This window comes from Miniphocaeibacter halophilus (assembly GCF_016458825.1).
GTDB classification, from domain to species: Bacteria; Bacillota; Clostridia; order Tissierellales; family Peptoniphilaceae; genus Miniphocaeibacter; species Miniphocaeibacter halophilus.
This window is the reverse complement of sequence record NZ_CP066744.1, coordinates 862,311-874,870: the sequence shown is the minus strand read 5'-3', so window position 1 is coordinate 874,870 and position 12,560 is coordinate 862,311. Positions and strand designations below refer to the sequence as shown.

The following is a 12,560-nucleotide window of genomic DNA, read 5'->3' as shown; positions in this document are numbered from 1 at the left end:
GGAAAAAGGAGGTAATTATGAATAAGCAAGTTGAACAAAAAGGTTTCTTTTATTCTGAAAACTATAAAAAATTCAAGCAATATTTTATCATAATACTAGCCGCATTTACATGTCTTCTACATATTTTTCAATTTACGCCATGGTTTACCATGGAAAGTATTAAGTTTTATTCTTGGCATTTAATGTTAGGATTTATATTTGTATTTCTATATACTCCTATAAACAAGAAAAATCCTGAGAAATATGCATGGGCAGATTGGATTTTAATTTTATTAACAGCTGTAGTAATAGGTTATATAATATTTAGATATGATTATATAATTGATATAATACAAAATAATAAACAGGATCCAACATTTATAGTATTAGGTATGTTTAGTACATTATTGGTTTTGGAAGCAGCTAGAAGAGTTTTAGGCTGGGCATTGCCTATAATTGCAATCTTAGCAATTTTATATGCTTATTTTGGAACAAAAATGCCGGGATTATTAGGTCATAGAGGTTATGACATAAACCGTATAGCAACAACAGTACTAAGTGATCAGGGTATACTGGGAATGCCTATAGGCGTATCTGCTTCAAATGTATTCCTCTTCTTAATGTTTGGAGCATTTCTAGAGGTTTCAGGAGCTGACATAATATTTTAAAATATTTCTATAGCCTTAACAAGAAAAAGTAGAGGTGGGCCTGCAAAAATGGCGGTAGTTACTTCCGGATTTTTTGGGATGATATCGGGAAGTGCCGTTGCAAACGTAGCGAGTACAGGATCTTTTACAATACCTTTAATGAAACGACAAGGCTATTCTAAACGATTTGCTGGAGCAGTAACAGCAGTAGGATCAACAGGTGGTCAAATAATGCCACCTATAATGGGAGCAGCAGCCTTTGTACTTGCAGATGTGGCCGGAGTAGGCTATAAAACAGTTGCAGTTGCAGCTTTTATTCCAGCAGTAATGTATTATTTAACGCTTTTTAAAATGGTTGATTTAGAATCGGTAAAACTTGGAATAAAGGCAATTCCACCAGAGGAAGTTCCTGAATTAAAGGGAACATTCACACAGAGTATAAAACTAATAGTTCCATTAGGCGTATTGTTAGTACTTCTTTTAGGATTTAATTCAACTCCAATGATGGCAGCGATTTGGTCAATATTATCCATAATAGTTTTAGGATTTTTCGACAGTAAAGATAGAATGAATTTAGAAAAAATAATTAACGGATTTGTTGCAACTACAAGAAGTATGCCACAAGTAGTAGCAGCTTGCGCTTGCTCAGGTATAGTTACAGGTGTATTTGCACTAACAGGATTAGGATTAAAACTAAGTCATTTTATAGTTAACTTAGGCGGAAATAACATACTACTTAGTTTAATACTTGCAATGTTAATTTGTATAGTTTTAGGAATGGGATTACCAACGACAGCTTCCTATATAATTTGTGCTACTGCAATAGCACCGGCACTAATTCAAATAGGAGTACCATCATTAGCGGCTCATTTATTCTTATTGTATTTTGCTAGTATTTCTGCAATAACTCCACCGGTTGCAGTTGCATCATATGCAGCAGCCAGTATAGCAGATGAAAATGCCATGAAGGTAGGATGGACAGCTGTAAAATTAGGAATAGCAGGGTTTATATTACCATTTACCTTTGCTATAAATCCGGATTACTTACATATAGGTTTGGATATAACTACCTTTATAACTATGATATCAGCAATAGTAGTTTCAATGGCGGCAGCAATACTAATACAGGGATATATAGAAAAGAAAGCAACAATTATTGAAAGAATAATTTGTGCAGTAGTAATAGTGTTGGCAATTCAATCTGGACTTATACAGTCATTAGCAGGTTGGGTATTATTTGGAGTAATGTACTTCTTTAGAAGATACCAAGCTAAAAAAGAAGAAAGATCAGAAAAAGAAGTAGTCAATTAAAAAATAAAAACCATTATACTGTTTAAATAAAAACCTATTTAGTAAATAATAATTAATTACTAAATAGGTTTTTATATTTCTAATTTAATAAAAATAAAAAGATATAAATATATGTTAAAATAAATTTATGAGATATTTATCTTAAATATAGTTTTATTTATTCAATTTATTTGAATAGATTCAGGAGGTGGAAAATGCGGTTTTCAGTAGAACTTGAATTGGAAAATGAATTATTTCCAAAGGATAAAAATCGAGTTATCCTATCATTTTTAAAGAGAAATTTTAGTAATTATGACATGGATTTTTATAAAAGAATGTACGAGGATGAGGTAAACAAGCCAAAGGATTATTGTTTTGCCCTCTATATGGGAAGATGTGAATTTTTAAGGGATGAAATAAAAATTCCAGACAAAAAAGTCATACTAAACTTCTCTTCCTATAACTTAGAAGATGGTGTTTATTTTTATAATTCTATTTTAGAAAACAAGAAGGATCCTTTTAAAATAAAAAACAACACTATGAAAATTTCCGGTATTAGAATGATTAAGGAGCAGGTTATTAAAGAGGAGTCAATTATTGTAAAAACTCTTTCTCCTATAGTAGCAAGAAAGCATACGGGAGATAATAAGGAGACTTGGTATTATTCTCTTGAGGAAAAAAATGGCAAGGAACAGCTAAATTACAACATAAAGGAAAACCTTTTAAGAGTATTTGGCAAGGAAGTTGAATATGATTTTAAGGATTTAGAAATAAATATACTTAAAAATAAAATTGTAAAGGTAAAAAACTATAATATTGTAATTCCTAGTAATATTGCTATTTTGGAAATAAAGGCAAAGCCATATATTTTAGATTATTTATATAAGGCAGGACTAGGCTCAAAGAAAAGCCAGGGATTTGGAATGCTAGATATAATTTAGGAGGTGATAATTTGACAACTATAAAGTTGGAACTTGGAGAATGGATTTACAATGCAGGTATAGTTGGTTTATGTAATATTTTAGAACACTCCCATGATGAAATCATAATAGAAAATGATTATGTGGAATTTGATGATTCTATTTTAGAAAATTTTGAAAATAAATATTTCAAATATTTAATAGATACATACGAGCCGGTTTTGTCCTATAGTAAAATTTTAAATATTGAAGATTTTATTATTAAACATAAAAATGAGGATTTTGAGAATTTTTCTAATGAAAATTTAGAGTATTTAAATAAATATATAGCTGATGTTTTAAAGTATTATTTAAAAAGTAACAGCTATAAGGCTGCCTACCCATTAATAGATTCAAATGTTGATATTTTAGCATTGGAAAAATCTATTTCTAAAGTTTCTAAGAAAAAAACTGAAAATATTGAAGATATTAAGGAAAACTTAGTAGATGTTTTTAATAAAATTGAAGAAGTTTTAAATTTTATTAAATTAGAGGATTCTAAGAAATATTTAGCCGGAAAAAATATTGTATATAATATTATTAGAAATGGCTGGGATGGAGTTTCATTTTTAAATAGGGCTACTAAGGAAAAGGACTTTTATATTGATTATGGAAACTATTTTGTGGAGCCTGTTGTTGATTATTTAGAAGCCGATAAGAGTAAGTATAAATATACTTGTTTTACTTGTAACCGGGAAATGAAAAACTTTAATAATGATATAAGTTTTGTAAATAATCTTGGATTTGATGTTGCTAGAAAATCTGCCCATGTTTGGAATTTTGATAATGATATAGCAGTATGTCCTGTATGTAAATTGGTTTTGTCCTGTATACCGGCAGGCTTTACCTACATATTCGACAAGGGAATTTTTATTAACGACAATATAAATATAGAAAGTTTAATTAGAACTAATAATAAGTTAATGACTATGCTGGATTATGAAGTTGATAATAAGTCCTATGGTACTAATAAGGCCTTAGTAAAGGCGCTTTTTAATGCTAATGTTAGAGCCGTTAGAAATGAATTACAGGATATTCAGGTTATTAGGTTAATAGATGGAGATTACAAGTTTAATATATTAACAAAATCCGTTTTAAATATTATTAACGATTCAAAAGAGGATTTAGAAAAAATTGAATCTACAGGTTATAAGGAAATAAATTCCTATTTTTATATTTATAATATTGTATTGGATAATATTTTAAACAATAGGAATATGTATTTACTTATAGAAAAATTACTACATTATAAAATAAGTAAAAATTCAAATTTATTTTATAATACTAGTCATATAATAAGGGTTTTAAAAATAAATAATCGATATTTAAGGGAGGTTGAAGTGTTGAGTAAAGAACAAGAAGGTCTAATTCAAGAAGCAAATAAGCAAGGGTATTTTTTAAGACAAGCCTACAAGGAAAAAGGTTCAGTAGATAAACTAAATGGAATAGCCTACAGATTGTTAAATGCGTTAAAAATAAGCAATATATCTATGTTTATGGATACTATATTAAATTCCTACTTATATACTAAAAAACAGGTACCGAAAATAATTGTAGAATCTCAAAAGGATATAGATATTTTTAAGACAATGGGTTATTCATTTATAGCTGGCTTAATAGAAGGTGTTGAATATAATACGGAGGGAAATTATGACAAATAAAGGGTTAACTATATCAATAATATTCGAAGCGGAATCCGCAAATTATGGCGAGTCTGTAGGAAATGTTGCATCTTTAAAGAAACTTTCAAGAAATAAAGGTGAGCAATATACATATATTTCAAGACAGGCTATTAGATACAATATTGTAGAACAATTAAATTATCCTTTAGCTAAGGTTAAGGCTGAAGGTAGTGGCGATAAAAAGGTTGTTCAATTTACACAGGATTCAACAATAGCTGATTATCCGGAATTGGATTTTTTTGGATACTTAAAAACAGAAAAAGGAACCGGTGGAAAGAAACGCTCGGCTAAAGTTAGACTTTCAAATGCAATTTCCCTAGAAACTTTTAAAGGAGATTTGGATTTTCTTACTAACAAGGGACTGGCTGATAGATTAGAAGAAAATATGAATATAGCTCAATCTGAAATTCATCATTCTCTATACAGATATACTATTACAGCTGATTTAGACCAAATAGGAATAGATGGAGAAATAGAAATAGATAATGCTGAAAAAGCGGAGAGAGTTAATAGGCTATTGGACACTATCCAATATCTATATAGGGATATTAGAGGTAGAAGGGAAAATCTAAGTCCTTTATTTGCAGTTGGTGGTGTTTATAATATTAAAAATCCGGTATTCCAAAACGCTTTAAATATTGAAGACGGAAAATTAAAAGTTGATGAATTAACAGGAGTTATTTCTTCCAATATTAAAGACGATACAAAATGTGGTTTAGTTAAGGGGATTTTTGAAAATGATAATGAAATAATAGAAAAATTAAATCCTTTAACAATTAGCGAGTTTTTCGATGATTTAAAAATAAAGGTAAGGGATTATTATGAAAGCAATTAGGCTTTCTTTATACCAGGACTTAGTAAACTACAAGAAGCCAATGAGTTTTCAATTAAAAGAGACCTATCCTCTACCACCTTATTCTACAATTATAGGTATGGTTCATAATGCCTGTAAATTTGAAGAATATAAGGAAATGGATATTAGTGTTCAGGGAAAATACTTTTCTAAAGTAAATGATTTATATACAAGATATGAATTTAAAAATGGAATGAAATATGATAAGACTAGACATCAAATAAAGGCAGGAGATTATGGTGTAACTAGAGGTATTTCCACTCAAGAGCTTTTAGTAGATGTAGAATTAATTATTCATATTGTACCTAAAGATGAAAATTTAATAGATATTATTTACAATTCTTTAAAGGAGCCTTGGGAATATCTTTCCTTAGGAAGAAGGGAAGATATTGTAACAATAGAAGAAGTGAAAATAGTAGACTTTGAAGAAGTAGAGTATCAAAAAAGCCAAAGATATGATTTTGGATATTTTGCATATGTTCCTTATGAAAAAAAAGATGACTTTAAATATATTAAAAATATACAAAATATAGAGGTAGAAGGAACTATTTTCACAATAAATAAAAATTATCAACTAGTTAATTATGGAACAAAGGCAAAACCTAAAATCTTTAGGAAATGGAAGAAAATTAAGGTTAAATATGCAGAAATAAGAAATGCTAGTAGAAGAAAAGAGATTCTAGTGGATAATGATGGATATATACTATTTTTAGTATAGGAGTAATTATGAATGAATATTTAGCAAAGAGCAAACCAAGAGAAACCATTCAAGAACATACCGATAATCTAGTAAAAAATTTTAAAATATTAAAGGAAATATATCCCAATTTAAATATTAATTGGGATATATTATACTGGGCTGTAATTTACCATGATTTAGGTAAAATGAATTTAAAATTCCAATCAAAATTAAAGGGAAAAAGAATCTCTGGAGAAATACCTCATGGAATTTTAAGCCTTGCCTTTATAGATTATGAAAAGCTAGAAGATGAGGAATATTCTGAAGAAGATATTCGTGTTCTTTTTCATGCAGTTGCATACCACCATGATAGAAAATTTGATTTTTCTGAAGATGAACTTATAGACGAAATATCATTAATGGAAAAAGAAGTGGATAATTTCTATTATGATAAAATACCTGATTTAATAATTAATGAAGAAATAGAAGCAGATTATTTTTACAAAAACGATAGAATTTTTTTAAATGAAAATAAAGAAGGATTATTTTTTAAATATACTTTAATTAAAGGTCTTTTAAATCGCTTAGACTATGCTGCCTCTGCTTATATACCCGTAGAAAGAAAAAATGATTTTCTTGTAGAAGGCATGGAGAAACTAGGTTTTATTTGGAATGATTTACAAAAGTTTATGTTAAAAAATCAAAGTGAAAACTTGATAGTTGTGGCTCAAACAGGAATGGGAAAGACAGAAGGGGGACTTTTGTGGATTGGAGATAATAAGGGTTTTTTTATTCTGCCATTAAAAACAGCTATAAATGCTATTTATGATAGGGTGGTACAAATAATAGGTAATGGAGTAGAAGAAAAGGTAGGTTTACTTCATTCTGATACATATAAAGAGTATTTAGCTCGAGAAAAAGATGAAAAAATAGGAATAGATGATTATTTTAAAAGAACAAAACAGCTTTCTTTACCTTTAACAATTTGTACATTGGACCAATTATTTGACTTAGTTTATAGATATCCTGGATTTGAACAAAAATTAGCAACATTATCTTACTCTAAAATTGTAATAGATGAAATTCAAATGTACTCCCCTGACTTACTGGCATATTTAATAATAGGGTTAGAGTATATTAATAAAGTTGGAGGTAAATTTGCAATATTAACTGCGACACTACCGGGAATAATTGTAGATCTTTTAAAAGAAAGCAAAATTGAATTTAAAATGCCGGAAAAACCCTTTATTGACAATGAATTAAAACGACATAGTGTAAAAATCTTAGATAATGAAATTGATAAAGGTATAATTTTAGAAAAATATAAGAAGAACAAAGTATTAATTATTTGCAATACTGTGAAGAAAGCACAGGAAATTTATGGGGAATTAAAAGAATATATTGAAAAAGAAAGACTTAATTTATTTCACAGTAAATATATTAGAAAGGACAGAGGAGAAAAAGAGCAGGCTATATTAGAAATAGGTAGTAAGAATAGTAAGGAGTATGGTATATGGATTGCAACTCAAATAGTTGAAGCATCTTTAGATATAGATTTCGATATTTTATTAACAGAACTATCGGATTTAAATGGATTATTTCAACGAATGGGACGTTGTTATAGAAAGAGGAATTTTGAAGGCACAGGATACAACTGCTATGTATTCTGTGGTAAAGGAATATCCGGTGTAAATAAAGTCGTAGATAAGGATATACATAAGTTTTCAAAAGAAGCATTAAAAAATATCGACGGATTTATAACTGAAGAAAATAAAATTAACATGATAGATAAAGTTTATAGTACGAAAAGTTTAGAAAATACAGAATACTATAAAAAACTTAAAAAATCTATTAAATATGTTAAAAGTTTTGAAGATTATGAATTAACAAAAAGTGAAACAAGGGATAGATTTAGAAATATTTCCAGTTGGAATATTATACCAAAAACAGTATACGATAAAAATATAGATAAGATAGAAGAACTCATGAAAATCATTAAAGAAAAACATATCAGTAGAGAAGAACGTTTCAAAGCTAAGTTAGCTGTCTTAGAATATACTGTGGCAATATATGAATACGACTATTATAAATATAATGTGGAAGGGATTATAGAATTAAGTAAATATGAGAGAATTTATATTTATAATTGTGAATATTCAAAAGAATTAGGTTTCAAAAACGTGGAAAAACAAGAAGATAGTATAAATAATATAATATAGGGTTAAAATATGAAAATAACAGGAATAATGGTTTACTATTACTTTGTATGTAAAAGAAAACTATGGTATTTTTCAAAGGATATTACTATGGAACATAACAGTGAATTAGTTGAAATTGGTAAGATTTTAGATGAGTATTCATATAATAGAAAGAAAAAATCAATCTTAGTCGACGATATAATCAATATTGATTTTATTGAAGATTGGAAAATAATTCATGAAATAAAAAAGTCTAAATCTATAGAAGAAGCTTCTATATGGCAAGTGAAATATTACATTTATATGTTAAATAAACTTGGAGTGGAAATTGAAAAAGCTATTATTGATTATCCATTAATTAAAGAAAGAGAAGTTATTGATTTAAAAGAAAAAGATATTGTAGAAATGGAAAAAGTATTAGATGAGATAAAAAACATAATTAATTCTAAAAATATACCAAAGGATATGGTAAGAAAAAGCATATGTAATAAATGTGCATATTATGAATTATGCTATGTATAAGAGGAAAATATGAAAGAGACATTTTATATAACAAAAAGTGGAACACTAAGAAGAAAAGATAATAATATTGTATTTGAAAATTCAGATGGAACAGAAGTGTTTTTGAAATCAGAAAAAATGGATGAACTTTATTTGTTTGGAGAAATAGATTTAAATACTAGACTATTAAATTTTCTATCACAAATGGGAATTACTCTAAATGTTTTTAATTACTATGGATATTATAGTGGAAGTTACTATCCAAGGGAAAGTAAGGTAAGTGGTTATTTATTAGTAGAACAAGTTAAAACACAAATAGACTTACCTAGACGAATGAAAATAGCTAAAGAAATAGTCTGCTCAGCAGCAAGAAATATTTATCGAAATCTTAGGTATTATAATAAAAGAGAAGTGGACTTAAGTGTAGCTATGTCTGAGATAGAGTACTTCATTTCAAAAATAGATGAAATGGAAAATATTAATTCATTAATGGGAATTGAGGGAAATATTAGAAAAATTTATTACGACCAATGGACTAAAATAATAAAACAGGATGTAGAGTTTGAAAAAAGAGTGAAGAGACCACCGGATAATATGGTTAATACTTTAATTTCCTTTCTAAATAGTATGATGTATACTACAGTATTAAGTGAAATTTATAAAACTCAATTAAATCCAACAGTTAGCTTTCTTCATGAACCTGGAAATAAAAGATTTTCCTTAGCCTTGGATATTGCAGAAATTTTCAAACCATTAATAGTGGACAGAATGATTTTTTCTATGCTTAATAAAAAACAAATAACTAAATCTCATTTTATAGATAAGTCTAGAGGATTGGAATTAACAGATGTAGGTTTAAAAATACTATTAGGAGAGTATGAAAATAGATTAAAGAAAGTGTTGAAACACAAAGGTTTAAAAAGAGAAGTATCATATAGATATTTGATAAGGCTGGAATGTTATAAATTAATGAAAAGTGTAATAGGAGAAAAAAGATTACGAAGGTTTTAAAATTTGGTGGTAGCTTATGTATGTAATATTAATATACGATATAAAAACAGATGAAAAAAGTCCAAGAATTCATAGAAATATTTTTAAAATCTGTAAAAAATATTTAACAAATGTACAAAAATCGGTATTTGAAGGTGAGCTAAGCAGAGCAGAAGAATTAAAATTGAAAATGGAATTAAAGCCATTTATTCGTAAAGATAAAGATTCAATAGTAATTTTTAAAAGTAGGAGCAATAAATGGTTAGACAAGGAATTTTGGGCGATGGAAGATGATAAAACATCCAATATAATTTAGTCGATAAGGAATAGTGTAAGGAAATCGATTGTACGACAGGAGCTATAAATACCGGAAAATAGCCATTTAATAAAAATATGATTTTAATTAATGTAAATTTTAGTATAATATAAGTATATCGACAAATTAGATAGTTTTAATGTTGAGAAATTCATAGCTAAAAAGAAACGTCTTTTAATAGAACTACAGTAGAATGTAAATATTTTGAAATGAATGAAAGCAACGCGCAAATAATCACTTTTAATAGAACTACAGTAGAATGTAAATATTGGCTATGCTGCTCGACCCATAAAAGATGCTTTTCTTTTAATAGAACTACAGTAGAATGTAAATATAAATTCCCAGCCATAGCGGGAGAGGCTAAAAACGCCTTTTAATAGAACTACAGTAGAATGTAAATAAAAGAATATAGGTGGATATAAAGCTATTACATCACTTTTAATAGAACTACAGTAGAATGTAAATTAATATTAATCTTAACCCATTTCTATAACGGGTCTCTTTTAATAGAACTACAGTAGAATGTAAATTTACTTATTAACTATATTTTACTATATATAGTAACTAAACTTTTAATAGAACTACAGTAGAATGTAAATTTTTTCCGCATTGGTTTAGAAAATATAATTACTGACTTTTAATAGAACTACAGTAGAATGTAAATATCTTCAACACTAAACACGAGGGAAACGTAAAATCCTTTTAATAGAACTACAGTAGAATGTAAATGGAACAGGCAAAAAGCCAACTTTATTAAAACCAGGTGCCTTTTAATAGAACTACAGTAGAATGTAAATTATATTTATATTTAAGGTTTACATACTTTGCAAGCTTGCTTTTAATAGAACTACAGTAGAATGTAAATCAATTTCAAAGTCGTTTTTTTCAATAGATACTTTTTCCCTTTTAATAGAACTACAGTAGAATGTAAATGTTGCCCGACTCTGCCGAAGTTATGGTTGAATATACTTTTAATAGAACTACAGTAGAATGTAAATTAAAGAATCATTTAAATATTTTAATGACTGAAAGAACTTTTAATAGAACTACAGTAGAATGTAAATAAGGGAATGTTTGAAGAAATGAAAATTCCTAACGACTTTTAATAGAACTACAGTAGAATGTAAATTAGAGAAAGAGCAACAAGGTAGTGCTAAACAAATGCTTTTAATAGAACTACAGTAGAATGTAAATGTTGAAGTTTCGGACATGTGGGAGCAAGGTAATTTACTTTTAATAGAACTACAGTAGAATGTAAATTACAAATAAGGCTTGCTAGTTCTTCACAAATAAACTTCTTTTAATAGAACTACAGTAGAATGTAAATATAGAAAACCGAGATATGACGGAAACAGGCTCCAACTTTTAATAGAACTACAGTAGAATGTAAATTTGCATAACCCACTAATACTTCTAAAGGTATTAAAGAACCTTTAATAGAACTACAATAGAATGTAAATTTCTCTTTCAATAGTTCTTACAAATTTATCTTCCCTCCTTTAATGGAACTACAATAGAATGTAAATATTTTACAAAATAATATAAACAGGTTTAACTTATCCTTTAATAGAACTACAATAGAATGTAAATGGGTGACATGACTATTTATAGAGTCGGTATCTATCCTTTAATAGAACTACAATAGAATGTAAATGCATTTTTGGGGGATTTTGAATTAACGACTTAATAACTTTAATAGAACTACAATAGAATGTAAATAGTGTAAGCTCATACTTTTTCATGAACTTACCTCCTTCTTTAATAGAACTACAGTAGAATAAAATCTGTAAAAAACTGTAAATATTTAATAATTTCTTATTAATTGTTAGAGTTTTGTAATATAAGGATATCTTTGAAATGTTATACTGGTATTGTTTGAACAGGCTACAATTAATGCTAATAGTAAAGATTCTATAGGAAGTGATATGTTAATGAAATTCATGTCTAAACATAAAGTATTAGCTTTTATTGTGTCCTTTGTTTTAGTATATTTTCTCTCCTTTATGATAACTGAGCAGTTGATTGAAAAAAAAGCTGCAGAACGCATAGAAGATTATATTAAGGCACAGGGTTTAACACATGCAGAAAAAATTGAAGATACGGGCGTAATCTATGGACGTTATATACCAATAATAGAAAGAAAGATAATTTTTAAGGATAATCCAACTATGACCTATGTTTATTTTACTGGGAATAAAGAATATACATCAATCGATGATTATATAAATCCCTTTCATAATTTAAAGGAAAATTTAACTGGGGGTACTGATTATTATAAAGGAGTTCTTTTTTATTCTTATAATCATGATACACAAGAAGATTTTTATTCAATTGAAAAAGCAAAAGATGATACAATGGAAGGGTTTGTTGACAAAGAAGGAAATTTAGTAGGAAAAACAAATTAGAAAAATATGGTTAAGGATGAAGAATATAAAAAAATATTTTTAAAAAAATCAGTCCTTATAT

At 27.7% G+C, this 12,560-nt stretch carries 11 protein-coding genes and 1 CRISPR repeat array; all 11 genes read left to right on the top strand.

Annotation, left to right across the window (positions count from 1 at the left end):
• Positions 1 to 17: 17 nt before the first annotated feature.
• The 11 genes from JFY71_RS04270 to JFY71_RS04220 all read left to right on the top strand — a co-directional run bounded on the left by JFY71_RS04270 (position 18) and on the right by JFY71_RS04220 (position 12,499).
• Positions 18 to 647 (top strand): hypothetical protein, encoded by a 630-nt coding sequence (locus JFY71_RS04270; RefSeq protein WP_243661810.1) that lies wholly within the window; start codon positions 18 to 20, stop codon positions 645 to 647.
• A 3-nt stretch (positions 648 to 650) separates the two neighbouring features.
• Entirely contained in the window at positions 651 to 1,937 is a 1,287-nt protein-coding gene (locus JFY71_RS04265; protein ID WP_338041882.1) for a TRAP transporter permease, read from the top strand.
• Between the two features lie 194 nt (positions 1,938 to 2,131).
• On the top strand, positions 2,132 to 2,857 hold the full coding sequence (cas6, locus tag JFY71_RS04260; protein WP_243661808.1) for a CRISPR-associated endoribonuclease Cas6: 726 nt from the start codon (positions 2,132 to 2,134) through the stop codon (positions 2,855 to 2,857).
• An 11-nt stretch (positions 2,858 to 2,868) separates the two neighbouring features.
• Positions 2,869 to 4,536 carry a type I-B CRISPR-associated protein Cas8b1/Cst1 gene (cas8a1, locus tag JFY71_RS04255; protein ID WP_243661807.1) on the top strand — a complete coding sequence of 556 codons (1,668 nt, stop codon included), beginning with the start codon at positions 2,869 to 2,871 and terminating at the stop codon, positions 4,534 to 4,536.
• Positions 4,526 to 5,392: a type I-B CRISPR-associated protein Cas7/Cst2/DevR gene (gene cas7i, locus JFY71_RS04250; protein WP_243661806.1), complete on the top strand. Its 867-nt coding sequence runs from the start codon at positions 4,526 to 4,528 to the stop codon at positions 5,390 to 5,392. Before cas8a1 ends, cas7i begins: the two co-directional genes overlap by 11 nt.
• Positions 5,379 to 6,128 carry a type I-B CRISPR-associated protein Cas5b gene (gene cas5b, locus JFY71_RS04245; RefSeq protein ID WP_243661805.1) on the top strand — a complete coding sequence of 250 codons (750 nt, stop codon included), beginning with the start codon at positions 5,379 to 5,381 and terminating at the stop codon, positions 6,126 to 6,128. Before cas7i ends, cas5b begins: the two co-directional genes overlap by 14 nt.
• Before the next feature lie 8 nt (positions 6,129 to 6,136).
• A complete protein-coding gene (cas3, locus tag JFY71_RS04240; RefSeq protein ID WP_243661804.1) occupies positions 6,137 to 8,308 on the top strand; it encodes a CRISPR-associated helicase Cas3' in 2,172 nt (723 codons plus the stop codon).
• A 9-nt stretch (positions 8,309 to 8,317) separates the two neighbouring features.
• Positions 8,318 to 8,809, top strand: coding sequence for a CRISPR-associated protein Cas4 (gene cas4 / locus JFY71_RS04235; RefSeq protein ID WP_243661803.1), 492 nt, complete (start codon positions 8,318 to 8,320; stop codon positions 8,807 to 8,809).
• 9 nt (positions 8,810 to 8,818) lie between these two features.
• Positions 8,819 to 9,799, top strand: a complete 981-nt coding sequence (gene cas1b, locus JFY71_RS04230; protein ID WP_243661802.1) for a type I-B CRISPR-associated endonuclease Cas1b — start codon at positions 8,819 to 8,821, stop codon at positions 9,797 to 9,799.
• Between the two features lie 16 nt (positions 9,800 to 9,815).
• A complete protein-coding gene (cas2, locus tag JFY71_RS04225) occupies positions 9,816 to 10,094 on the top strand; it encodes a CRISPR-associated endonuclease Cas2 (RefSeq protein ID WP_243661801.1) in 279 nt (92 codons plus the stop codon).
• 171 nt (positions 10,095 to 10,265) lie between these two features.
• Positions 10,266 to 11,879: direct repeats of the CRISPR family, unit length 30 nt; unit sequence CTTTTAATAGAACTACAGTAGAATGTAAAT.
• Between the two features lie 140 nt (positions 11,880 to 12,019).
• Entirely contained in the window at positions 12,020 to 12,499 is a 480-nt protein-coding gene (locus JFY71_RS04220; RefSeq protein ID WP_243661800.1) for a DUF3139 domain-containing protein, read from the top strand.
• Positions 12,500 to 12,560: the final 61 nt, after the last annotated feature.